Origin of the sequence: [Flexibacter] sp. ATCC 35208, assembly GCF_001975825.1 — a bacterium.
Classification (GTDB): Bacteria; Bacteroidota; Bacteroidia; order Chitinophagales; family Chitinophagaceae; genus Chitinophaga.
In genome coordinates this window covers 26,510-51,881 of record NZ_MTKN01000039.1, presented here as the reverse complement: position 1 = coordinate 51,881, position 25,372 = coordinate 26,510, and the positions used below count along the sequence as shown (strand labels likewise).

The following is a 25,372-nucleotide window of genomic DNA, read 5'->3' as shown; positions in this document are numbered from 1 at the left end:
AAGTACCCTGAGGCAAACAGGTACCTGAGACAAGCAAATATGAGCTGCAAGCTAGCTAGTACCGGCCGAAAGCGAGAAAGTACCTGCGGCGAGCTGAAAAAAATTTATGATTGATTTACTCAGTAAATTTTAATCTGTATAAATAATCCCAAATTGATCGGTGATTGGATCCAGATGTTCCAATATCAGATCAAAGAAACCCGGCCCATGCTGAATATACCAGGGCATAAAGTTCTCTTTACGCTCCTGTAGACTATTAGCAGGGAATAACTTTTGTTTGAGTCCCCGGATCTGGTCCGTCTGCCAGGCGAATTTCTTTTTCTCTGCACGGAGGAACTTGTGTTCCAGTTTACCAATGGATTTTATCGCTTTGGATCGTTCTGATTCTACTGATTTCACCAGGGTAATATCAATATCTTCTGCTTTTAAGGACAGTTCATCAAAAAGCTTTTCGATCGCGGTGTATTCATCTTTTAAGACCAGCGCGGCATTGGTATGCTTTTGTACAAAATCGTTGACCAATGATTCTGCATCTCTGAACAGATCCGGAACTTCCAGGCCCAGTTTGTTTAAACGGGCTAAGGAAGGCATATCTGCCAGCAGGAAGGAGTTGCGTAATAGCAGTACCGGGAATGGCACCTTGTAATGGGCGAAGAGGTCCTGTAATTCAATCCAGTAAGCGATCTCCCCTCCCCCGCCGATAAAGGCGATGTTGGGGAGGATAGTTTCCTGGAAGAGACCTCTTAATATGACGTTCGGGCTGAATCGCTCCGGGTGTTCCTGTAATTCCTTTTCCAACGTGTCGCGGGTGAACTCGACCGGCATGTGCAGCACTTTCCAGGTATCTCCTATCTGGACGATACGTTCGCGGGAGGTCGGAGTCAGGTAGAACAGGTTGATCTCGCGGGGATTGGCCTGTACTTTATAGTGTTGAGAGAGCCGGGTGAGGGTCTCGTTGACGATTTTATGGGAGTGCTGGTGCAGTAACTCATCCCGCATGACGGGGATGTAGAGCCGCTTCAGCGCCGGGCTGTCAGGGACGAGCACGACGAGGCCAAAACGACCAAAGAGTTCATTTACAAGGTATAAGGTGGCTTCCTGGATGTTTTCGTGTTCGAGGTATGCCTTTTTCATTATGTCCATGAGTTCGGCGGTGTGAGGACCGTAACCAAGGGCGGACTCGATGGTGGTGAAGAGATCGGCGAAGCCTTCGGGCTGCATGCGGCCTACGGCGCCTTGCTGGGAGGTGGCCCAGTTGATGTTTTTGCCGGCGAGGTAGATGTGGCCGAGTTCGTCGAGGTCGGCATCTTCACTGCCCATGTAGTAAACAGGGACGAATTTATATTGTGGATACTTGTCTTGTAACTGGCTGGCAAGCTTGATGGCTTGCAGGATCTTGTATACAAAATAGAGGTAGCCGGTAAAGATGTTAGGCTGGTGAGCGGTAGTAATGGTGAAGGTGTTCGCCGAGCCTAAGGCGGTGATGTTGTTTTTGACGTGATCAGTGATATGAAGGCCGTGGTATTGTTCCTGCAGGGAGGTGACTAATACCCCACGGTTTTGTGGTTGGGATTTTTTGGCGGCGATAGCAGCTTCAAAATCAGGGGATAAGGAGGAATGTTTGTAAAAGGGACGGAGATGCGGATGATCTGCCAGAAAGTCGATTACTAGTTGATTGAAATACCCCGTCTGACTATACGTTATATTGCTTACAGGTTGCTCCATACTACACTCAAATGATCTTTTGAATGCACGAATTTAGGGGAAAAGGGGGATAATCCGGGGGATATTTCATGAATGGTAAGTTGGGAGGTGGGCGAAAAAGAACGCCTTGACCTTCTGTCAAAGCGTTCTTTTTCGCGGGGGCCGGTACATGTTGGCTGCAACCCAGCATGTACCGGCGGCAAGCAAGAGACGGCAAAAGTAAGCCGGCAAAAGCCAGTTATGGAAAAGGCGGTTATGGCTGGCTGAGTTGATTCCCGTAATATTTCAACCTGATCTCCGCAGATTTTGCGGCGAAGCTTACGTTTATTAAAAGATAACCTGCATTTTCGAAGCTTTGTTGTGCGGTTTTGACATCTATGATCGTCGCCTGCTTGAGTTGAAAACGCTGCAAGACAAGATCCAGTAATTTTCCTGACAGATCGTAGTTGTCTTTGGCAGTTTGTAATTGCTGCAGGTTATTATTATACGCCTGCCAGCTCTTGATAATATTACCTGTGTAGTTGATGCCGAGGGTATCTCTGATCAACTTGTCATTGGAGGTATTGATGCCTGCGATCTCCTGCCTCCTTTTGTAAACGGAGCCATTGAAGATCGGGATGTTTACACCTACTCCGACGTATGGACCATAGTTCTGGTTCAATAAGGAGAATCCATCACTGTTCTTGGTATAATTGTAATTATAGCCGGCATTGCCTGTCAGAGAAGGATAGCGATATGCAGCCGTTTCCCTTTCAAGGTACTGATCGATCTGCACCTGTTTGCCTGCGGCAATCAGGTCAGGATGTTGCTCCATCGATTGAAGGATGGGTGCCAGCTGGAGATCTGTGGCTACGATAATAGTGTCTTTTATATGAATGAGCGAGTCCTGTTTTAAGGTCAGGACAGTCAGTAAATCGGTTTTGGCCTGATCGATCACCAGTTGCTGCGCCTGCAGGTTTTGCATTTGTGTATTCAGATCTACCTGGGCCTGAAAGAGGTCTGCATTGTTGGCAACGCCCACACTTTGTTGTGCTTTTACGATATCCAGTTTCTGGCGGGATACTTCCAGGGAGCGTTCCAGTGTAGCCGCATAGCTCTCCTGACGAATGATGTCGTAATATTTTGTCATCACATTATAGGTAATGAACGCAACACGGGATTTGAGGTAGTCATTGCTCATAGACTCAGCAACATCCAGACGCTTGCTGGCATTGGAGATCTTACTCCCGCTGTAAATAGGGACGGTGGCGCCAAAGCTGGCAGAGAGCTGGTTAGAGCGGGCGTTATTGCTCGATTTGTTGTTCGCGGCATTTGCGTACTTCTGCTCAAGACTCGTGAGCTCTTCTACATCGGAGCCGGAGGCGCTGACTACAGGCATACCACCAGCTATACCGTAGTTGTTATTTTCCTCCGCAATCTTCACATTATTCTCCGCGATCTTAATGCCCAGGTTCTTATTTAACGCAATATTCACAGCATCTTTCAGCGTGAGCTGCTGCGCATGCAGCAGCCCTGGAAGTGAGAAAAAGGTTAGATATATAATGAATCTTTTCATGAATTTTGTTTTATTCTGCCACATCAGGTATGTGTGCCTTGTGCTTACTACTCACAAAGGTATATATTGCCGGAATCACGAACAGGGTCAGGATCAGTGAGAACATAATACCACCCACTACCACGATGCCCAATGGTACACGACTCGTCGATGCAGCTCCCAGACTCATGGCCAGTGGCAATGCACCGAGTGCCGTAGCCAGCGATGTCATGAGGATCGGACGCAGACGTTGTGATGCTGCCTCTACTACCGCATCATGTTTGCTCATACCCATCTCACGCTTCTGGTTTGTAAACTCTACGATCAGGATACCATTCTTCGTCACCAGTCCAATCAACATGATCATACCGATTTCGGAGAAGATATTCAATGTCTGACCAAATACCCACAGACTCAACAACGCACCTGCCAATGCCAGCGGCACCGTGAGCATGATGGTGAACGGATCAATAAAGCTTTCAAACTGTGCAGCGAGTACCAGGTAGATCAATACCAACGCCAGCAGGAAGGCAAATACGATATTGGAAGAACTCTCTGCATAGTCACGGCTGGAACCGGACAATGCCGTATGGAAGGTTGGATCCAGTAACCTGTCGGCTATCGCCTGCATGGCTTTGATACCATCACCAATAGTATGACCCGGTGCCAGGGATGCTGAAATGGTGGAACTCTTGAAACGGTTGAAGTGATACAACGTAGCCGGACTCGTACTGGTTACTACTTTCACTACCGCATCCAATGGAATTTTATCTCCACTCGCATTGCGTACATAAATATGACTGATATCCGCAGGTTCATTTCTCTCCGTTCTTTCCAACTGTGCAATTACGTAATATTGGTAGCCGTTCATGATGAAATACGCCAGCCGACCACCACTGAAAGCAGCCTGCATAGCCGAGATCACATCATTCGTAGATAAGCCAAGATCCTTGATCTTCATACGATCGAACGTTACTTCCAATGTAGGCTTTGTAAATTTCAGATCTACGTCTACGTTAGCGAAGGTTGGATCTTTACGTGCTTCTTCAAGGAATAACGGAATCGTCTTTTTAAGTTTATCTAAATCCTGATTTTGCAGGATAAACTGTATTGGTAAACTGGTCTTAGAACCGGAACCCACCGCAATTGTCTGCTCCTGTATCGTGAAGATACGCGCATCATTAAAGCGCTTCAGCTTCTTGTTCAGGTCATTGGCAATCTCCGCCTGACTACGATCACGCTCTTCCGGCGTTACCAGACCAATACGTGGCTGAGAACTATTGATCACTGACCCCGCAGGTGTTCTTGCAAACACAAAGGCTCTTTCCGGTACTGAGTCATACAGGTAATTCGCTATCTTGTCACTCACTGCCTGGGTATAACTATAGCTCGTACCTTCAGGTAAGCTCACCGTCATACGGATACTGCTTCTGTCTTCCAGTGGTGCAATCTCACTTTGTATACTACCTAAGATCAACCATATCATACCTGCACACACCAGAATGATGGCCACTGCGACCCAGCGTACTTTCATAAATGCTTCCAGCCAGCGCTTGTAGCCACTTTCCATACCCTGGAAGAAAGGTTCTGTTTTTTCATAGAACTTGCCATGACCAGCATCTTTCTTATTCAGGTACACATTTAATACCGGCGTAATCGTAAGGGATACAAAGGCCGAGATTAACACCGCTGTGGCCAGCACTACCCCGAATTCACGGAATAACCTGCCCACAAATCCCTGCAGGAAGATCACCGGCATAAATACCACGGCCAGTGTCAATGATGTTGAAATGACTGCAAAGAATATCTCTTTACTTCCTTCCAGCGCAGCCGCACGAATGCTCATCCCCTGCTCCAGTTTTCGGAAGATATTTTCCGTGACCACAATACCATCATCCACCACGAGGCCAGTAGCCAGTACGATACCCAACAGCGTTAATATATTAATGGTAAAGCCCGCGAGATACACCACAAAGAAGGTGGCGATCAGGGAGATAGGAATATCTATTAATGGACGGATGGCGATCAGCCAGTTTCTAAAGAAGAAGAAGATCACCAATACCACCAGTGCAAATGCAATGATCAGTGTTTCCTTTACTTCGGCCAGTGACTGTCTGATATTGCGGGTATTATCTACCAGCACACTGAATTCAATATCGTCTTTGTTGGATTCTTTGATCGACTCCATACGTTTTTTGAACTCATCGGCAATAGCGATGTTGTTCGCTCCCGGTTGTGGAATGATCGCCAACCCTACCGCATTTACACCATTGTATTTCCAGCCCTGTTCTTCTATCTGCGGACCCAGTTCTACACGGGCTACATCACTGAGACGTACAATGCCTGTACTGTCTTCGCGAAGAATGAGGTCACGGAAATCCTTTTCTGTGGTGAGACGACCAATGGCGTTAATGGTCAATTCGGTGTTGTTACCGTATACTTTACCAGCGGGTAACTGCACGTTTTCATTGCTAAGGGCCGTGCTGATATCATTATATGCCACATTGTAAGCATCCATCTTTGCTTCATTGAGCCAGATGCGCATCGCATAGCTTTTATCGCCAAAGATGTTCACAGAGCTTACCTGGTCGATGGTCTGTAATTGTTGCTGCAGTACGTTATCGACATAGTCACTCAGTTCCATGAGCGACTTGGTACGGCTTTGTACGGCGAGGATCAGGATCGGGTCACTGTTCGCATCGGACTTGGTGACTACCGGAGGTGCATCGATGTCCAGCGGCAGACTTTTAGTTGCCTGGCTCACCTTGTCACGCACGTCACTGGCAGCGGCTTCGAGGTCGATACCCAGGTTGAATTCCACCGTGATCACGCTGCTACCCAGGGAGCTGTTGGAGGAGATGGTACGGATACCGGGAATACCGTTGATCTGTTTTTCCAGGGGTTCGGAAATCTGGCTTTCCATGATATCCGGGTTCGCACCTGTATAAGAAGTGGTTACTGTAATAATAGGAGGATCGATGGCAGGATAGTCTCTCACTGCCAGGAAATAGTAGCCAATCACCCCAAACAGTATAATCAGGAGGTTCATCACTGTCGCAAGGACAGGCCGCTTCAATGATAGTTCTGAAATATTCATTTGTTGAATTCCGTTGGGTGATTATTGCTGTGCAGCCACGAGTTTTTCCAGTGTCTTCACTTGTCTGACTTTCACAGGAGCATCAGGGCGGGCGAAGAGCACACCTGTCACCACGACGGTATCACCTACAGTAATGCCGCTGGTGACTTCCACATTATTGGCTTCCCGCACGCCGGTTTGCACAGTAGTGAGGTGGGCCTTGCCGTCTTTGACGAGTATGACCTGGTTATTCTTATCATTTGGAATGAGTGCATTGGTAGGGACCATGATGGCTTTGGATTCCGCACCGGCATTGAAGTATACTTTTACAAATGCGCCTGGGCGGCCTTTGCCGTCGGAGAGCAGGGCGCGCACTTTTACGTTGCGACTCGTCTGACTCACCTGTGGTTCGGTAGCGATAATGATGGCTTGCCTGCGGGTGCCATTGTTCGCATCGCTCACTACTTCTACCACACCACCTTTTTTGAGGTTGTGCGCGTAGTTCTCAGGTAATGTGAAGTCGATCCGCATTTTGTCGGGTGACTGGATAGTAGCGATCAGGGTCGCTGGTGTGGCGTATGCCCCGATGCTAACCTGGCGTAAGCCAATGGTACCGGTAAAGGGGGCACGGACGGCGGCTTTGTCTATCTGGGCCTGCGTGTAGGCCATATCAGCTTTGGTGCCATTCACATTGTTCAAGGCCAGGTCGTAGTCGGCCTGGTTGATACCGTTAATGTCCAGGAGTTTGCGGTCGCGTTGTTCTGTTTTTTCGTAGAGATCCAGGAGAACTTTGGATTTTTCCAGTTGTGCCTGTAGGTCGGCATCGTTGATGCGGGCAATGAGGGTGCCTTTTTCGACGATGGCGCCTTCGGGAACATTGAGGAAAGTGATCCTGCCACTAATTTCGGGATGGAGTTCGGCGTATTCGTTGGGAACGATTGTACCGTTTGCCTCGATGTTATTGCTTACACTACGGGTGTCGGCGATAATGACATCTACAATGGTAGGTTGGTTTCCCTGAGATTTAGCATCCTCCTTATTCTTTTTTTCATGGCAGGCGACTGATAATAACAGCAGACAACAGAGGCCTGTTATATGTATTGCCCTTTGATCCAGCAAGACCATCAAATTGATTTTTTGTTGAGTACCTAAAAAACAAATGTAGATTTCGGGAGAAGGAGGAATGTGTTATGTCGGCGAATATGGAATATCTGTCGGTGATTAGGCGAAAAAATGAGATGAACGGGCGGTAAGACCCGATAAAAGAAGGAGATATTTTAACAGTATTTAACGCTGTTAATAGAAATTATTTTTTTACATTCCCCTGGGCTGAAAGTCTTTGCTGTTGCGGTTTTTCAAAGATAAGGAAATAAAAACCACTTGTCAGTTTTAAAAACGATTTTAACAGTTTTTTTTGCCGCTAAACCAAAAAAATCGCTTTTACCTTCGGTAAAAGCGATTTTTTTTTTGAAACTAGCCATCGGCTCCATAAATCCAAAAACCGGATTCCATAAATACCCAATTCTCTCAAACCCAATGCGATCAAATCACAAATCCATCCGGCAATACCATTCCATTCTTAATCACCACAATACCATCCTTCACGGTATATTGCTCATGCTCACCATCCGGCAATGTCTCGCCTACATTTATCTTTACATTGTTGCCAATGCTCACATTCTTATCTATTATCGCATTATTGATCACACAGTTATCTCCAATCCCCATTGGCGGATGGCCTTTGGCCTTGGCTCTGGCCAGGTCTTCGAGGGTTTGGTAGAAATCGCTACCCATAATGTAGCTGTTTGTGATCACTGAACCACGGCCAATACGGGCACGGATACCCACTACACAACGTTCCAGGGTGCTATCTGAGATAATTGTACCGTCTGAAATGATGGTCTTGTTGAAGGTACCACTCATCTTTGCCGGTGGCAGCATACGCGCACGGGAATAGATGATCTTGCCTTCATCAAATAAATTGAACTGAGGGATCTCATCTGTCAATGACAGGTTTGCTTCCCAGAACGAGCTGATATTTCCAATATCCGTCCAGTAACCGGTGTATTGATAGCTCATTACTTTCAGATCCGCGTTGATGGCGTATGGAATTATCTCTTTGCCAAAATCGGTGGCAGCCTCCTGCCCTTTCAACAATTCATTGAGCGTGGTTCTGCTGAAGATGTAGATACCCATACTTGCCAGGTATTCTCTTCCTTCTGCATGCATCTCATCGCTTACAGGCGAAGCCCAGGGTGCCAGAACTTCCTGCTTCGGTTTTTCGGTAAAGGAGGTAATTGTTCCTTTATCATCAGTTTTTAATATACCGAAGTCAGAAGCGTCTTTAGCGGTGACCGGGATGGTACCGATCGTCACCTCTGCCTGTGATTCTATATGATGTTGCAGCATCTCCCTGAAATCCATCTGATACAGTTGGTCGCCAGATAGTATGAGCACATAGTCATACTCATAGTTCTCGATATGATGGAGGCACTGACGCACCGCATCGGCTGTACCCTGGTACCAGGTGGGGTTATCGGGAGTTTGTTCTGCCGCCAGGATATCTACGAACGCTTTACTGAAGTGGCTAAAGTGGTATGTATTCTTAATATGCTTATTCAGTGACGCGGAGTTAAACTGGGTGAGCACAAAGATGCGGTTCATATCCGCATTCAAACAATTGGAGATGGGAATATCCACCAGCCTATATTTACCGGCTACGGGCACAGCGGGTTTCGAGCGCCTGCGGGTGAGCGGATAAAGACGTGTACCTGAACCGCCTCCTAAGATAAGGGAGATAACTGCGTTAGACATATATTCTATTCTTTTGTTTCGTTGAAATAATGATAACTATATGAAAAGTCCCGTTTACAAACTTACGTGGAAAGTTCCGTGCCAATTAAGGTCTTATTACTATTGATTCGTATAATTTTACATATTCTGCAGCGGCGCTGTCCCAGGAGTGATCGATCTGCATAATATATTCCTGGATCTCCTGCAGTGCCTGTGCATCACGATACAGCTCTACAGCGCGGGTAACAGCCTGACAAGCATCCCAAACTTCTGCCTGTATAAATCGGATACCGAAACCACCCTGTTCTCCAAAATCCTTCACGGTATCTTTAAGGCCACCTGTGCTACGTACTATAGGCATTGTGCCATAACGCAGTGCGTATAACTGGTTCAGGCCACAAGGTTCTACCCTGCTTGGCATTAACAGGAAATCACTACCGGCATAGATCCGATGCGATAAGCCCTCGTTATAACCATATTGTACATTAAAGTTTGGACCAGTCGTACTCTTTGTCTGGTGCAGACGCCACTCTGTATGCGGCTCTCCACTACCCAATACAAGGAAGTTGAGTTGATTTTGTTGCTCATATAGTGAACGACCAATAATATCTGGTAACAGGTCAGCGCCTTTTTCGCCCACCAGGCGGCCAATGAAGGAGAACAAGGGTAATTCAGGGTCAAATCCAAACTCCTCACACAATTGGCGCTTTATTTCTTTCTTCCCGCTTACGAAGGAAGTATCATCATAGTGGACAGGTAACATCGGATCTGTAGCAGGATCCCATATCTTGTTGTCAATACCATTCAGGATACCCTTGCACTTGCGACGCTCGCTTCGCAGCAGACTTTCCAGTCCATTCGCGCCGTTATACATTTCTTCGAGGTACCCTGGTGAAACGGTGGTAACCCTCCATGCACATTTGATGGCTGCCGCCAGTGGGTTCACAGCGCCCTCCCATCCTACCAGGCCTGCCTTCCAGAGGTCAAAACCCGGTAACCGGTATAGCTGATCCCAGCCAAACTGGCCCTGGTACTGTGCATTGTGAATGGTGAGTACTGTGGCTATATTGCGCAGCCTTTCGTACTTGTAAGCATGTGTCATCATAAAAGGAATAAACCCAGTATGATGATCGTGACAATGCACGACGTCCGGATGATGCTGCCATTCATTCAGCCAGTCCAGCACTGCGATCTGGAATGCCAGAAAACGTTCCAGATCATTCCAGTGACCATACACGCCCTCCTTGTCCAGTAGTCCCGGAATATCTAACAGGTACAGGTCAAAGCCCAATACATTGTTCTTTTCACGGAATACATTGACATGGTACCAGTTGAACCCTACCCAGGTTCCTCCCTGGTGCACGAGCTCAAATTCGTTTTGTTCAAAAAAGCGGGATTTATAAGCGGGCATCACTACCTTGGCAACACACCCTAACTGGTGTTGATACTTTGGTAGTGCTCCTACTACATCGGCTAATCCTCCAACTTTCGCTACCGGATAACATTCCGCGCTAACGTGTAAAATTTCCATGCTTGTCAGTTAATAAATAAAGGGCTTGTATGCAATCAAATTAGCTTGGAAAAAGGATATTGCAAAGGAATATCCAAACTTTCTTTCTATTATTTGTATAGCCGCCACTGGTACAGCCTGCTGCCATCAAACCCGCTTCTATTGAGCTTGTAGAAAGCCTTTCAATTCATAATGATTTTTTACCATAAGGCAATTTCATCGCCACGATCTGTGGCGTGGCAACCACGGAATGCTGAAAAAGCGATTATAGTGAAAAATCTTATCTTCGAAGACTATTAATTTCCAATTAGTTTTATGCAATTTGGTCGCGTTAATGATTCATTATTAAGCAATATAGACTTTACTCTTCCTGATCCTGCTGACAACCAACAGGTATTACCAGGTAAGCCGGCGGCAAATGTGGCAATTTATATTGGATGCCCGCGATGGGGAATGAAAGAATGGGTTGGCCACCTTTACCCCAAGGGTACCAAAGAAGCCAATTATATTGAGCAATACCCCCATCATTTCAATTGTATTGAGTTCAATGCTACTCATTATAAGATCTATGATGCTTATACAATCGGCAAATGGAAGGAACGGGTAAACAGGACGGATTTTAAATTCTGCCCTAAAGTGCCGCAGTCCATCAGTCACTATAGTAATCTTGTAAATGCGCAGGATCAGACGACCGCCTTCCTTGAAGGTATCCTTGCACTGGAAGAAAACCTGGGGCCTATCTTTTTGCAATTGGGAGAGAACTATAGCCCTACCCGGAGGGATAACCTTTATAAATATCTGCAAAGTCTGCCGACGGATCTGCAATGGTATGTAGAACTCAGACATCCGGATTGGTTTAATAACCCTGCCACTACCAAAGAGCTCTTTGATACATTAAGAACACTAAAAATAGGTGCGGTGATCACTGATACAGCAGGTAGAAGGGATTGTGTGCATATGCAATTGCCCACCCCGGGGTCTATGGTCCGCTTCGTGGGGAATAGTTTACACCCGACGGATTATAAAAGGATGGATGACTGGGTGTACAGAATCGATCAATGGATAAAGAATGGATTAATGGAATTGTATTTCTTTATGCATATGGGGGATGAACTGAGTTATATTGATGCGACTGTTTATTTCATAGATAAAATGAAGGAAGTGTGTGGGATCAGTATGCCGAAACCTGTATTCCAACCAAAACAACAATCGTTATTTTAAATAAGAAGGCTGTTAAAAAGCTTATGCTTTTTAACAGCCTCACCCGCTTAAGCAGCCCTCATCTTATCGCTGCTTTGGATTTTTATCGCCTTTGTTTTGTTCTTTTTTATGTTTGCTTTTTTTAGGCAGTATTATCTTTTCAGTATCACCTGAAGTCACTTCTCTTGTTATATCACGGCTATAATCGTTACCGAGGTTGGGTCCCCCCTGTTCTAAACCGTGACTACCGATTGATCTGTCTCTAATTTCCATAACTCACATAATTTCCATAACTCACAATTTTTTGGGTTAAAAATTCTTTATTAAGAGCGTTCAGAAACCATGCCAGCCAAAGTGTTCGCAACCGGACACAAGTTGCTAAAAGTGAACAGTCTGCAAAACAGAAAGTTATTCATTTACAATCATTTACAAACTGGTATCATTGTAGGACTGATTTTTTCATGATCTGGAATTATTGCCGGGTTGCCTGGCGCAACCTTAAACAGCACAAGACGCTTTCTGCTATTAATATTACAGGGCTTTCTTTGGGTATGGCATTCGCCCTCCTTATCGGAATGTGGGTACAGTATGAAAAGAGTTTTGATCAGTTTCATGCGAATGGGCAGCGGATAGGGGTATTCGTGAAACACACCCTATTCAATGATGTAAAAGGTTCCCAGTACAGCACGCCCGTTCCTATCTACGATATCATGCAGCATGATTATCCCGAAATAAAGCGAGCTACGAGGATTAGTCAGTCTTCGCAAATGAGCCTGGTGCATGGTACCAATAAGTATTTAAAGAATTGCCTCTTTGTTGATCCGGCTTTTCTCCATATGTTTTCCTTCCCGTTGATTGAAGGCAATATCAATACAGCTTTGAATGATGTGAACAGTATTATTCTGACGAAGTCACAGGCGCATGCCTATTTTGGAAATGCATCTGCATTGGGCCAATTTGTAAAAGTAGACAATGAAGAATTGCAGGTGACCGGTGTGATGGCTGATGTGCCTTCGAATTCAACATTCCAGTTTGATTTTCTCGTGCCTTTTTCATTGATGGAAAAGAAGTATGAATTCGTCAGAAATGCACGGTCCAACTGGGGATTCAACTTTGCATGGAATGCAGTAGAGCTCCATCCCGGTGTAAATATGGCGGATTTCTCCAAAAAAATAAGTGGGTTAGTGCACCTGCATGATCCGGAACATAATAACCAGTTCCTGGACATACAGCCCTTAACACACATGCACCTGCACAATGAATTCAGAGATTGGAAAGAAAGCGGTGGCAGAATGACCTATGTACATCTCTTTACCATCATTGGCATATTTGTGTTACTGATTGCGTGTATCAATTTTATGAATCTGAGTACGGCAAGGTCTGAAAAGCGCGCCAAAGAAGTAGGTATCCGTAAAGCAATCGGTTCCGGACGTACACAACTGGTCGGACAGTTCCTCACAGAATCTGTGATGACGGCATTGATTGCATTTATCTTTGCCATCATCTTCATTATGCTCATACAACCCTTCCTTGGCCAGGTAGGTATATCTCATGTACAGTTTACATATCAGCATGTGTGGATGGCATTAGGTATCTGTATTGCCACAGGGTTACTCGCCGGTAGTTATCCTGCCTGGTACCTTTCCGGTTTTATTCCCGTGAAGGTATTGAAAGGCCCGGTGCATACAGGCCGTAACCCGGTAACGCTACGTCGTGTCTTAGTCGTGTTCCAGTTTGCCATTAGTATTTCCCTTATCATTTGTACGGGTATTGTATTTCAGCAGATCAGGCATGCACAAACACGATCTTTGGGATATAATCCTGATAATCTTTTATCAGTGGCCACCAGTGAAGCATTAAATAAGAATTTTCCGGCACTGAAGCAGGAACTGTTAAGTACCGGGAAACTGGAGGCAGTCACCAGAGCTTCACAACCCATGACAGCAAATTATAACAAGTGGAGTGATTTCACATGGAGTGGCAAAGACCCCAAAGCAGAAATTGGAATGGATGTGATCATGGGCGATTGGGATTATGAGCAGGTAACGGGTATGCAGCTGCTGCAGGGCCGTTCTTTTGAAGCCAGCCGGCCGGCAGATTCCAATGCCGTGGTCTTAAATGAAACTGCGCTGAAGACCATCAGGTACACTGATCCTATTGGCAAAACCATACAATCTGGTGCCCGCACACTCACCATTATTGGTATTGTAAAGGATCTTGTATTGTACAATCCATATCAGACCGCCTATCCGCTGGCGATTCTCTTTGAAAGAGATGATGCGAACAATATTTTGCTGCGGCTGAAAAAGGGGGTAGACTTGTCCAACACTCTCAGCATCATTCAGCCTGTTTTTGAAAAATACAATACAGACCTCCCCTTCATTTATAGCTTTACCGACCAGGATTTCGCCCATAAATTCGAAATGGAAAATCATGTAGGCCGTATAGCTGCCGCCTTTGCCCTGTTGGCCATTTTGATTTCGGGTTTGGGACTCTTTGGCCTTGCTATGTTCATGGCAGAACGCAGGACCAAGGAAATCAGTATCAGGAAGGTACTAGGCGCCAGTCTGCCACAGCTCTGGCTATTGCTATCCAAAGACTTTATATGGCTGGTATTACTGGCGGGTATAATTGCATCACCATTTACCTATTTACTGATGCGTAACTGGCTCACACATTTTGATTACAGGATCCAGATCAGCTGGGAGATCTTTGTGGGCGCAGGGATCCTGGCCTGCGGGATTGCACTCCTGACTGTGAGTTATCAATCTATCAGGGCGGCGATGGTCAACCCTGTAAAAAGTTTGCAATAAATTTTATAAAAATTAGATAAAATCTAACAAAATCACTCATTTGCATTCCAGCAATCTAAACCTTACTTTTGCCTTCTGAAAAGGGAAGATTAATATGCGCGAAAAGCTTAGGGAGCTTGCCGGACAATTTACCGGAACGTTATACACTGATGACACCATGCGTACCCTGTACGCCACAGATGCTTCAGCATACAGAGAAATGCCATTGGCAGTAGCTATTCCAGCCAATGAAGAAGACATCAAAACACTGATCCGATTTGCGAGGGCAAACAAGACGTCGCTGATTCCGCGAACGGCAGGTACCTCGCTGGCAGGACAGGTAGTCGGAAACGGTATCATAGTAGACGTGTCGCGCACCTTCACCAAAATCCTCGAAATCAATACAGAAGAACATTGGGTACGAGTTCAGCCCGGCGTGATCCGCGATGAACTCAATCTATTCCTGAAACCATACGGCTTCTACTTCGGTCCTGAAACATCGACCGCTAACCGCGCCATGATCGGCGGGATGGTGGGCAATAACTCCTGCGGTTCCAACTCCGTTGTGTATGGCAGTACCCGCGAACACCTGCTGGAAGTAAAGGCTATTCTCAGCGATGGATCGGACGTGACGTTCAACAGCATCTCTGCCGAAGAGTTTCATGCCCGTTGTGAAAAGAACGATGGCAGCCTGGAAACCGCTGTTTATAAACAAATGCGTACCCTGCTTGGTAACCACTCCAACCAGGAAGAAATACGCCGCGAATTTCCAAAGCCAAGCATCCTGCGCAGAAATACTGGTTATGCTGTAGACATGTTGCTGGAAACTGCACCCTTCACTGCCGGTAAAGAAGACTTTAACTTCTGTAAACTCATTGCCGGTTCCGAAGGGACCCTCGCGTTCCTCACTGAAATTAAAATCAACGTATCGCCCCTGCCTCCAAAAGAGACAGGTCTGCTCTGCGTACACTTTAATAACGTAGACGAATCACTGCGTGCGAATATTATTGCCATGCAATATAAACCCAGCGCCAGTGAACTGATCGACCACTACATACTCGAGTGTACAAAAGACAATATTGAACAAAGCAAGAACCGCTTCTTTGTACAGGGCGATCCCGGCGCGATACTCGTGGTGGAATTCCTGCGCGATACCCGCGATGAAATCACAGAGATCTCCGACCGCCTCACTGCGGAACTGAAAGCCGCGGGGCTGGGCTACCACTTCCCCCTCCTGTTTGGTGCTGATTCCAAGAAGATCTGGACGCTGCGCAAAGCAGGTCTTGGTTTGCTTAGTAACCTGCCGGGTGATGAAAAAGCGGTGCCAGTGATCGAAGATACTGCTATCGACATCTACGACCTGCCTGACTATATCCGCGACTTTAACGAGGTCTTAAAAGCCAATAATCTCTACTGTGTGCACTATGCACATGCGGGTAGCGGTGAGATCCACCTTCGTCCAATCATCAATCTGAAAACAGAAGAAGGGAACGCCCTCTTCCGTAAAATTGCTGAAGAGATTGCGACACTTGTAAAGAAATACAAAGGTTCACTGAGTGGTGAGCACGGTGATGGTCGCTTGCGTGGTGAGTTCATCCGCCAGATGATCGGGGATAAAAACTATGAGCTGCTCAGAGATGTAAAGTATACGTGGGATCCGGAGAACATCTTCAATCCGAATAAGATTGTAGATACGCCGAGTATGAACAGCATGTTGCGTTATACACCAGGGCAAAAAACACCGCCTATTCAGACTGTCTTTCACTTCCCGGAACAGACCATTCTGCAACACGCAGAGCAGTGTAACGGTTCCGGCGATTGCCGTAAGACGCAACTGAGTGGTGGGACCATGTGTCCAAGCTATATGGCTACGCGCAATGAAAAGGATACCACCCGTGCAAGGGCGAATATCCTGCGTGAGTTCCTGACGCATTCCAATAAAGAAAACCGTTTCGATCATAAAGAGATCAAAGAAGTACTGGACCTTTGTCTGGCTTGTAAAGGCTGTAAGTCTGAATGTCCTTCAAATGTAGATATGGCGAAACTGAAAATGGAATTCCTGCAGCATTATTATGATGCGAATGGGGTGCCGTTTAGAGCAAAGCTGATCAGTAATTATAACCGCCTGAATGGGTTGGCACAGTATGTACCGGGCATTTACAACTGGATGATCAGTACGAAGGTAACCGGGAATATTATTAAGAAAACTTCTGGTTTTGCGAAAGATCGTTCATTGCCGGGGTTACAATCTATTACCCTCCGTCGCTGGTTTAAGAAAGAGTGGCCGGGTATAAAGGCAGGATTGCCAGTGGCCACCAGGAAGGTGTATTTGTTCTGTGATGAGTTTACGAACTTCAATGATACACATATTGGTATCAAAGCAGTGCAGTTGTTGTATCGCCTGGGATATGATGTGGTGATGATTGAGCATCCGGAAAGTGCACGTGCATGGTTGTCTAAAGGGTTGCTGCGTAAAGCAAGGGTATTTGCAGAGCAGAATGTACGGATCTTTAGTGAGGTGATAAATGATAATGTGCCATTGTTGGGTGTGGAGCCTTCGGCTATTTTAAGTTTTAGAGATGAGTATCCTGATCTGGCGCGGGAGGAATTGAGATCTTCAGCGAAAGCGTTGGCGAAAAATGTATTCCTGATTGATGAGTTTTTGAATAAAGAAGCGGAGAAAGGGAATATTAAAGCTTCACAGTTTACTGATGAGAAAAAACAAATAAAACTGCATGGGCATTGTCAGCAAAAGGCGTTGTCTTCCGCATTGTTTAGTAAGAATATGTTATCACTGCCGGCACAGTATTCAGTGGAGGTAATTGCTTCTGGCTGTTGTGGTATGGCGGGGTCGTTTGGGTATGAGGAGGAACATTATGATTTATCTATGCAGATAGGTGAACTCGTTTTATTTCCAGCTGTAAGGAGTGCGGCGGATGATACGCTGATAGCGGCGCCGGGTACAAGTTGCAGGCATCAGGTGAAGGATGGAACGGGGAAGAAAGCCCTTCATCCAATCGAAATATTATTCGACGCATTAAAATAGATTTTAACGAATCATTCATCACGGCCGAAGGCCGTGATGAATGATTCGTTAACCAAAACTAAAAAGCTTTTGCCTTTGGCAAAAGCTTTTTAGTTTTGGTTAGTTTAGGATAATTAAGTCAATCTAAGTTAATTCAATTCCTTCCTCAATTCCTTGATCGCTTCATGCACCTTATTATAAATCGTCCGCTCCGCTAGCCCTGTTTTCAGCGCTATCTCCGCATAAGACAATCCTTCAAAATATTTCAACCGGATCAATAATTGTTTTCTCTCCGAAAGACGTTGAATAGCATTTGTAATCCTCTGTTGTAGCAAAATATCAGCTTCCCGATGCAGGGACGCCTGTTCCGGAGATTGTTCAGTGTATAGCTGTAAATGTTCGTCTGTCAGTTCCTGTACGATCGAATTCGCGCCTTCTTCCTTCAATAATTTCCGCCTGAAACTCGTCGTCACATAAGTGAGCGGATATTCAATATCCTGCAACGTTTCGCGCTGCTGCCACAACTGCAGGAATTGCTGGTTCAATACATCTTTGACCAGATCCCTGTCAGCCGTAATTTTCAATCCTATCGATAACAAATAAGGGAAAAACTGACGGTACAATGCGTAAAAATCCTGTTCGCTACGATTATTTACAAATGCCGTCCATAACGCCCGGATTTCTGCTGTTCCCCTGGCTCCCATGTGTTGGCAATTAAAGCCGCAAAGCTACCCCATTCAAAAAAGGATCGTTTACGGATTCGGGAAAAATGTATCTGTTAAAGTTTTCCCAAATTGATCATTGCCCCTGAAACACCTTATGGCACGGCGTTTCCCGCTACAAAATTCTTTCTCCCTCAAAAACATGAGGGTAAAAACAAAATTCTCCCTGCTCTATATAGTATGAATCAGCCATTAAACATAGAAACATTACTGCTAGACGACAGCTTCATTCAATACTGCCTTGGCAAAGCAGACGAAGCGACTATCCATCATTGGAATACGATCAGCAATGTACATCCTGAGATTGTAGCCCAGGCCAAAGAAATTGTACTCGGTATTTATAACTGGGGCGCCAGCGAAGAGTTAAATCTTGCTACCGACGCGCTGCGCAGACAAATTGATAAACCTGCACGTATCTATCGCATCATCAGGCGTGCTAGCATTGCAGCAGCTGTTTTGTTCGTAGCAGTTATTAGTTATATGCTACTACAGCCAGACTCCATGATCACTCTCAGCACTGCGGACAGTGTTAAAAAACTGACCCTGCCTGACAGTACTGTTATCTGGATGAATGCAAAAACTACTATTCAGTATGCAGGTAGAAAAGTCATTCTCAAAGAAGGTGAAATTTTCTGCGAAGTTCAGCACGACGTAAACAATCCATTCACCGTTACCACTGCTACAGGATTGGAAGTAGCCGATATCGGCACCAGTTTCCAGGTGCGTAGTTACAAAGCACAGCGCGATGAAAAGGTAAGTGTAACAAGTGGTGTTGTAAAAGTAAAAGATCAGCTTTTACAACAGGGAGAAGGCATGTCTGTAAACAAAACTACGAAACGGGCTACGCTGATTCCCGCTGAAAACACCAGCTGGATGGAGCAGAAATTTACCCTGAACAATGTAACGCTTAGTCAGCTGTTAGCGTCACTGCAGGAACAATATCACGTAAGTTTCAATACTAAAAACAATGGTATCCTGAAATGCCGTGTCACCGTGAGTTTTACGACGGGTGATAACCTTCACGACATTCTGGACAACCTCAATCTGATATACGGAATCACATACAATATCCAACAGGACGAAATTATTTTAGATGGTAAAGGATGTAATTAAAATAGCCTGCCTGCTGCTCATTACAGCGGTCTGCCATGCGCAAACAATCACCTTCCGCACAGAGAACGGCTGGAAGCTGGATCATGCGCTGCTGGCACTCTCAGCACAATCGGGCGTGAATATCGCATTCAATCCCACAGATGCAGACGACATCGCAGTGCCTGTACGATCGTTTGACAAACAGTCAATCGAAAGCATTGCGAGCACACTGCTCAAAGGTACGGGTCTGGCCTTTCGCCTGCAGGGCAATCGCCTCGTGATATACAAATCAGCCACACCTGCACAAAAGAGGATCATACCGCCGCCACCTTCACCAGTGGCGGCTACCAGCAGGAATGTAGTATCCGGTCGCGTACTCACCGAAGATGGCATCGCACTACCTGCCGCCAGTGTACGTATCAAAGAACTGAACCAATACTTTACGACTGACAACTATGGTAACTTTACCATGCTCCTCTCCGGTATAAGCACCTTTACCCTTGAAATTTCTTATGTAGGCTACCAGCAACAAATGCGCAAGATAGAACAGCTGGCTACAGACACTATACTTCCCATTGTTTTCATGAAAGAAGTGAGTCTCCGGTTAAAAAATATTGAGGTAACAGCGAACCGCACCTTTGAAGGAAGCTCCAACTCTTCGTTAATGATCACGAGAGAGATGATTGAACAAACTCCTGCATTAAGCCTGAACGATCTGCTGAACCAAATCCCAAACAGAACCATGCAGGCACCTTCCCTGCAGAATGTGCAGAACATACAACTGCGGGCCAACTTTGAAACCACCACTTACGGAAAGGGTGCCTATGAACTGAACAATGCATTTGGTGTTGCCATCATCATGGATGGTAACAACATTACGAATAACATGAACATGCAGACCCGTAATCCCGGGTCGTATGGAGTAGGCATTTCATCCTTTATCACATCTGGCAACAGCTGGGGTTTGAGTGGTTCTGGCACTACGACTTATACCGGTGATTATACCTATGGCGGTACGGATCTGCGCCAGATTCCACCAGATAATATAGAAAGTATTGAAGTCATCTCCGGAGTAGCATCTGCCAGATATGGCGACCTCACCGATGGTGCAGTGGTGATTGAAAGACAGGCGGGGATCTCCAAAGGATATTTCCGTACACAAATACGTGACCAGGCTACCAGCGCCAGCTTTTCAAAAGGCTTCCGCCTTTCACCTAAAGCAGGTATTATGAATGCCAGCTTTAGTTATGTCAATTCCACCTTTGATAATCGCGAGAAACTGAAGGCATACGAGCGAATGACCAGCAATGTAATATGGACAAATTTTTATGGCAAAAATAAACGCCTGAAAAGTACGACCATCGTAGATTACGGACGCAACCTGGATGGGATTAAAAAAGATCCGGACGATGAATCATCTGCCAAAGTACGTTTTGACAGCTGGAACTTCTCCATCTCCAACAAAGCCAACTATCGTGTAAATGGCAGCTTTGTAAAAAACATCACCCTGAATCTCCGATATAGTGAAGGGCACCAGTATTCCTACAAGGAATACGATGTGAACAAGGCTTATATTCTATATACGACAGCTACCACTACCGGTATTCATGAAGGATCGTATGCACCCGGCATCTATAGGGGCACCAACATCATCGATGGCCGCCCCGTTACAGCGACTGCCGGCCTGGATATGAGCAATGAATTCAGAACCGGTACAATCAGTCATTTCCTCACCATCGGGGGTAACTATAACTATGGCCGGAACAAAGGCCTGGGGCAACTGGCAGATGGCGAAAAACCGCAGCTACTGGCATATGTAAGTACCAGTGGCAGTCAGACACCAGGAATGGGTGAGCGTTATTACGATTATAGCCGCATCGTACCCCAGCAGGACTTCGGCTTTTATGCAGAAGATGTATTTAAAATGCGGGTGTCTGATCGCAATCTGCACGTAAGAGCAGGTGGCAGAGTGGATATACAGAATGGGAAAGTGACAGGGTCACCCCGTATCAATACAAACTATGAAGTAAACAAAAACCTGCGTGTTGGTCTGGCATATGGTATTGCCTTTAAATCGCCGGCACTGGCACAACGCTATCCCGGACCGTCTTTCCAGGAAATCCCTTTATTGAATGCTTATAATGGTAAAGAAGCAGAAAGCTATTCCCTGATCTATGTGGATCGTTATGATCAGACGAATAAAAACCTGAAGCCATCACAAAGCCAAACACTGGAGCTATCCGGTCAATACAGAAAAGATGGTTTCAACGTCACCGCCAATCTGTATTCCAAATGGAACAAAAATGGCATCACTGCCACCGGTAACTATGAAGTGATCAGCCTTCCAGCTTACACTGCTACCTATGTGGAAGGCGCCAAACCAATTGTGACAATAGATAGCATGAAAAAATACCAGCTGAACAGATACAGTTTCCAGAACATTCTGGCATCTACCAGCCGGGGGATAGAACTGATCGTAAGTACACCAAAGGTGAAGGCCATCGCTACTTCCTTTACCATCAGCGGCGGTATTAACAGTACGAACTATAGAACTACGACCAGTACTTGGAAAACAAGACCTTCAGATGTAACTACCACTCAATCTGACTACGCACTAATGGGGTTGTATCCTGCTACCAACAGTACTACGACTTTCAGCAATGGGCGTGTTACATCTGTCACCCATATTCCGAAGATCAGTCTGATCGTGCAGTTCACAGCTGAATGTACCATTATCAGCAAAACCAAAACTGCAGAAAGCAATGGCATCCCCATTGCCTACCGCACTATCGGATACGACTATGTGGCGATCACAAAATTCGATAAAAACGATCCAAGGTATGGCTACCTGTATATGCCCACTTCTGAAACAAACACCAACAGCGCTCCCAACCCTATCATGAACTTCCACATGAGCGTGGGTAAGGAAATCCGCCAGCGGTTCAAGTTTGCCTTCAACGTTTACAATGTATTCAATTATCAACCCTGGTATCAAACCAGTTCGAACTCATACGTATTTCCCAACACCGCTCCTACATTCGGAGCAGAACTATCTGTAAAAATTTAAAGATAATGAAAAAGATCTCTTACTTACTCCTGCTGATCACTATAGCTACAATTTATTCCTGTAAGAAGGAAGAAGCAGTTTCTACTGGCATAACTCCTGTGAACCTCGTCGTAAACCTTGCATATGACCTCGATTCAAGTGGATATGAACTGCCAATAAAAGGGGTGAGTGTAAAAATTACAAACACCGGTACCAACAGTATGCTGAGCACAACTTCCAATGACTCAGGTATTGCACGCTTCACAGGTATTCCTGCAGGTACTTATGATATTGATGCCAGCATTACCATCGATGATACCACTTACTACCAGATCACCGGTACTTATATCAGCAGTGATATCACCTTCAATGCTGCTGAAAAAAATACGGCGATCGCTGTGGGCAATGATGTAACGCTGAATATGACACTCGTAGCTGGTACCACCGGTCAATGGGTGATCAAACAAATTTATTATGCCGGTTCTCACCGTACCAATGGTGCGCTGTACCGCGATCAGTTCTTCGAAATTTATAACAATAGTGACAAGGTATTGTATGCTGACAGTATGTACATTGGTCAGGTGTTTGGCAGACAATCATTCACCAACACCACTTACTATACACTTGCAAATGGTCAGATGGACTGGACATATTCTGTAAATATGCCTACAGACATTAATCCTAATAGCGATTACGTATACACCCGTACCCTACTCATGATACCTGGCAATGGTACTACATATCCCGTACAACCAGGTGAAAGCATCGTGATCGCACAAACAGCGATGAACCACAAAGAACCATGGACTGGCTCCAATGGTACTACCATCACAGTAAAAGATCCTTCCCTGACAGTAGATCTAAGCGGTGCTGATTTCGAAACCTACTATGCCCCTTTCCTCAGCAGCGCACTGTCATCTGACGTAGACAATATCAGTGTACCAAATGTGGAAGTATTACAGTATTTCGGTAGTGACTGGATCCTGGATAATAACGGTCGTGATGCGTATGTAATTTTCAAAGTGGATGGCTCACAGGTAGTGAAGAATTGGCCTCAGTACAACTTCCCTACCATCAGCACACCATCATCTACCGCTACAAAGTATTACCAGATTCCAAACAAGTATGTGATCGATGCCGTAGAAATACAGCCAAATACAGCAGAAGACCGTGTGCCTAAAAAACTGGGTGCTTCCTTTGATGCAGGTTATACATTCGCACCACTGGGTTCTTACTCCTCACAGTCAGTGATCCGTAAAACACTGAAAACAGTAAATGGAAGAATTATCTTAAAAGATACCAATAACTCTACTGAAGATTTCGATTACTTCGACGTTGCTAATCCAAGAGGATTTAAATAATGAAAAAAATAATTCTGTTTATAATATCTGTAGGTTATCTTCCTGTTGTCCTTGCCCAGGGACAACAGGAAATTCCTGCTATGCAATTGGCAGCAGATTCCACCAGGCATTTGTTATATCAGGCAGGGAAGCTCACTCCTTCCTTTATTCATCTGCTTATGCCCTCGGCTTATAATACGGCCCGGCTGGATTACGGCGTGATTGCAGGTAAGTTCATGGCGGCACAGGATGCCACAAATGACAAGACCTTCCGCTTTAATACGGAAGGTAAAACTGTGATTGGCAAAACTGATCTATGGGGTTCATTTGACTACCAACGTACGTCTGAGGACAGTACACATTTTGCGCACCAGAGCAGGAACAATACTTCTACCCCTTACTATTTCGGATCACCAGCCAATCTGAGTTATCACAGAGTGATTTATACAGCCCGTGCAGGTGGACAGAGACGTTTCTTCAATGAGCATATGCCGGTAGTAGCCAGTATTGATTACCGCATCGGCAATCACTTTTCTGTGAATGATCCCAGAGGAAGTATCAGGGATTACCAGTTCAATATGAATGCAGGTACCGGGTATGCATGGCGACAAAAGCTAATAGCAACGATAGATGGTTACTATGGCTATGGGGCAGAAGTAGTCAACATTTCATATAAAAATACGACTTATAGCGAAAGCACTGTATATGCGAATTACGTCAACTACATGATCAATGGCTACTCAGAGCCCAATCCAAAATTGTCGGATCGTAATTACACCACCCGCTTCCGCAGAAGTGGCGGCGGTGTATCAATACTATACAAGGATAAAGTATTCGGTACATTTGCCCTGACCGCAAAACGCATCAAAGAAAAACAATTCTATTACTACCCTTCCAGTGCAGGGTTTGATACACTCGCGTATTACAATATAACAAAAACAGAACTACATGCACTGTGGTCTAAAAATAAGTGGGCAGCGAAGTTTGATTACAACACACAAAAGGGCGGCGATTACCACATCAACTACAAAGCGAACAACTACCAGTACCGTTCAAAGGATTATACCTTCCGTGCGGTATATACAGGTCGTATTTTCAATTATGGACTACAGCTGAATAATAATTCAGAAGAACGTCTGGATGGTGTGACTGGCAATCACGTCAGCTACGAACATTATACTATCCAACCCAATATTGGCTGGAACCATGCCAACAAAAACAAAGATCGCTGGGGTGCCGATCTGGCCCTACACTACACTGAGTCCATTCATCCATCTATTTACACCACCTCCATTAACGTTAGCTATTTCACCCACCAGGTGATACAATACAATTACTATTACAATGCTGCCACTACTGCCGGTGGCCGTTTCTCCTTACAATACACCAAACATTTCAAAGGATTTTACGCAGGTCTGAAAGGTACCATAGCATATACGGAGGCAATCAAAGAAAGTGCACTGATCCTGGATGGAGCCATGAAACCCGGCAAGGATAGGACATACGGAAATCTAGCCATTCAATTTTATTTTTAATAC

Annotated in this window: 15 protein-coding genes; 7 read left to right on the top strand and 8 right to left on the bottom strand. The window is 45.4% G+C overall.

Annotation, left to right across the window (positions count from 1 at the left end):
- Window positions 1-129 precede the first annotated feature (129 nt).
- The 6 genes from bshC to BW716_RS22335 all read right to left on the bottom strand — a co-directional run bounded on the left by bshC (window position 130) and on the right by BW716_RS22335 (window position 10,638).
- Window positions 130-1,725: a bacillithiol biosynthesis cysteine-adding enzyme BshC gene (gene bshC, locus BW716_RS22360; protein ID WP_083726166.1), complete on the bottom strand. Its 1,596-nt coding sequence runs from the start codon at window positions 1,723-1,725 to the stop codon at window positions 130-132.
- A 232-nt stretch (window positions 1,726-1,957) separates the two neighbouring features.
- A complete protein-coding gene (locus BW716_RS22355) occupies window positions 1,958-3,259 on the bottom strand; it encodes a TolC family protein (RefSeq protein ID WP_179091225.1) in 1,302 nt (433 codons plus the stop codon).
- Window positions 3,260-3,269: 10 nt separating this feature from the next.
- A complete protein-coding gene (locus tag BW716_RS22350) occupies window positions 3,270-6,335 on the bottom strand; it encodes an efflux RND transporter permease subunit (protein WP_083726162.1) in 3,066 nt (1,021 codons plus the stop codon).
- Window positions 6,336-6,356: 21 nt separating this feature from the next.
- Window positions 6,357-7,439 (bottom strand): efflux RND transporter periplasmic adaptor subunit, encoded by a 1,083-nt coding sequence (locus tag BW716_RS22345; protein ID WP_083726160.1) that lies wholly within the window; start codon window positions 7,437-7,439, stop codon window positions 6,357-6,359.
- Window positions 7,440-7,856: 417 nt separating this feature from the next.
- On the bottom strand, window positions 7,857-9,128 hold the full coding sequence (locus tag BW716_RS22340; protein ID WP_083726158.1) for a glucose-1-phosphate adenylyltransferase: 1,272 nt from the start codon (window positions 9,126-9,128) through the stop codon (window positions 7,857-7,859).
- 85 nt (window positions 9,129-9,213) lie between these two features.
- Entirely contained in the window at window positions 9,214-10,638 is a 1,425-nt protein-coding gene (locus BW716_RS22335) for a glycogen synthase (RefSeq protein WP_083726156.1), read from the bottom strand.
- A 294-nt stretch (window positions 10,639-10,932) separates the two neighbouring features.
- Here BW716_RS22335 and BW716_RS22330 point away from each other — a divergent pair, with 294 nt between their 5' ends.
- On the top strand, window positions 10,933-11,838 hold the full coding sequence (locus BW716_RS22330; RefSeq protein WP_083726154.1) for a DUF72 domain-containing protein: 906 nt from the start codon (window positions 10,933-10,935) through the stop codon (window positions 11,836-11,838).
- 63 nt (window positions 11,839-11,901) lie between these two features.
- Here the strand turns inward: BW716_RS22330 and BW716_RS22325 are convergent, their stop codons facing one another.
- Window positions 11,902-12,090: a hypothetical protein gene (locus tag BW716_RS22325; protein WP_083726152.1), complete on the bottom strand. Its 189-nt coding sequence runs from the start codon at window positions 12,088-12,090 to the stop codon at window positions 11,902-11,904.
- 188 nt (window positions 12,091-12,278) lie between these two features.
- On the opposite strand from BW716_RS22325, the gene BW716_RS22320 reads away from it, so the two are divergent.
- Window positions 12,279-14,630: an ABC transporter permease gene (locus BW716_RS22320; protein WP_083726150.1), complete on the top strand. Its 2,352-nt coding sequence runs from the start codon at window positions 12,279-12,281 to the stop codon at window positions 14,628-14,630.
- A gap of 94 nt (window positions 14,631-14,724) precedes the next feature.
- A complete protein-coding gene (locus tag BW716_RS22315) occupies window positions 14,725-17,655 on the top strand; it encodes an FAD-binding and (Fe-S)-binding domain-containing protein (protein ID WP_083726148.1) in 2,931 nt (976 codons plus the stop codon).
- A 128-nt stretch (window positions 17,656-17,783) separates the two neighbouring features.
- Here BW716_RS22315 and BW716_RS22310 read toward each other — a convergent pair whose 3' ends face one another.
- The gene (locus BW716_RS22310) at window positions 17,784-18,338 is read right to left on the bottom strand and encodes an RNA polymerase sigma factor (RefSeq protein ID WP_083726146.1); all 555 of its coding nucleotides are present in this window, start codon (window positions 18,336-18,338) and stop codon (window positions 17,784-17,786) included.
- Between the two features lie 198 nt (window positions 18,339-18,536).
- Between BW716_RS22310 and BW716_RS22305 the strand changes: the two genes are divergently transcribed.
- The 4 genes from BW716_RS22305 to BW716_RS22290 are packed head-to-tail and all read left to right on the top strand — an operon-like array spanning window position 18,537 to window position 25,369.
- Window positions 18,537-19,469, top strand: coding sequence for a FecR family protein (locus tag BW716_RS22305; RefSeq protein ID WP_143708972.1), 933 nt, complete (start codon window positions 18,537-18,539; stop codon window positions 19,467-19,469).
- A complete protein-coding gene (locus BW716_RS22300) occupies window positions 19,450-22,515 on the top strand; it encodes a TonB-dependent receptor (protein WP_083726142.1) in 3,066 nt (1,021 codons plus the stop codon). Before BW716_RS22305 ends, BW716_RS22300 begins: the two co-directional genes overlap by 20 nt.
- A 5-nt stretch (window positions 22,516-22,520) precedes the next feature.
- Window positions 22,521-23,855 (top strand): DUF4876 domain-containing protein, encoded by a 1,335-nt coding sequence (locus tag BW716_RS22295; RefSeq protein ID WP_083726140.1) that lies wholly within the window; start codon window positions 22,521-22,523, stop codon window positions 23,853-23,855.
- Window positions 23,855-25,369 carry a DUF6850 family outer membrane beta-barrel protein gene (locus BW716_RS22290; RefSeq protein WP_083726138.1) on the top strand — a complete coding sequence of 505 codons (1,515 nt, stop codon included), beginning with the start codon at window positions 23,855-23,857 and terminating at the stop codon, window positions 25,367-25,369. Before BW716_RS22295 ends, BW716_RS22290 begins: the two co-directional genes overlap by 1 nt.
- The last annotated feature ends 3 nt before the right edge of the window (window positions 25,370-25,372 follow it).

What these genes read in the sequence shown, in the direction of transcription:
- bshC (WP_083726166.1), bottom strand. Translation starts at nt 1,725, where the DNA reads ATGGAGCAACCTGTAAGCAATATAACGTATAGTCAGACGGGGTATTTC.
- BW716_RS22355 (WP_179091225.1), bottom strand. Translation starts at nt 3,259, where the DNA reads ATGAAAAGATTCATTATATATCTAACCTTTTTCTCACTTCCAGGGCTG.
- BW716_RS22350 (WP_083726162.1), bottom strand. Translation starts at nt 6,335, where the DNA reads ATGAATATTTCAGAACTATCATTGAAGCGGCCTGTCCTTGCGACAGTG.
- BW716_RS22345 (WP_083726160.1), bottom strand. Translation starts at nt 7,439, where the DNA reads ATGGTCTTGCTGGATCAAAGGGCAATACATATAACAGGCCTCTGTTGT.
- BW716_RS22340 (WP_083726158.1), bottom strand. Translation starts at nt 9,128, where the DNA reads ATGTCTAACGCAGTTATCTCCCTTATCTTAGGAGGCGGTTCAGGTACA.
- BW716_RS22335 (WP_083726156.1), bottom strand. Translation starts at nt 10,638, where the DNA reads ATGGAAATTTTACACGTTAGCGCGGAATGTTATCCGGTAGCGAAAGTT.
- BW716_RS22330 (WP_083726154.1), top strand. Translation starts at nt 10,933, where the DNA reads ATGCAATTTGGTCGCGTTAATGATTCATTATTAAGCAATATAGACTTT.
- BW716_RS22325 (WP_083726152.1), bottom strand. Translation starts at nt 12,090, where the DNA reads ATGGAAATTAGAGACAGATCAATCGGTAGTCACGGTTTAGAACAGGGG.
- BW716_RS22320 (WP_083726150.1), top strand. Translation starts at nt 12,279, where the DNA reads ATGATCTGGAATTATTGCCGGGTTGCCTGGCGCAACCTTAAACAGCAC.
- BW716_RS22315 (WP_083726148.1), top strand. Translation starts at nt 14,725, where the DNA reads ATGCGCGAAAAGCTTAGGGAGCTTGCCGGACAATTTACCGGAACGTTA.
- BW716_RS22310 (WP_083726146.1), bottom strand. Translation starts at nt 18,338, where the DNA reads ATGGGAGCCAGGGGAACAGCAGAAATCCGGGCGTTATGGACGGCATTT.
- BW716_RS22305 (WP_143708972.1), top strand. Translation starts at nt 18,537, where the DNA reads ATGAATCAGCCATTAAACATAGAAACATTACTGCTAGACGACAGCTTC.
- BW716_RS22300 (WP_083726142.1), top strand. Translation starts at nt 19,450, where the DNA reads ATGGTAAAGGATGTAATTAAAATAGCCTGCCTGCTGCTCATTACAGCG.
- BW716_RS22295 (WP_083726140.1), top strand. Translation starts at nt 22,521, where the DNA reads ATGAAAAAGATCTCTTACTTACTCCTGCTGATCACTATAGCTACAATT.
- BW716_RS22290 (WP_083726138.1), top strand. Translation starts at nt 23,855, where the DNA reads ATGAAAAAAATAATTCTGTTTATAATATCTGTAGGTTATCTTCCTGTT.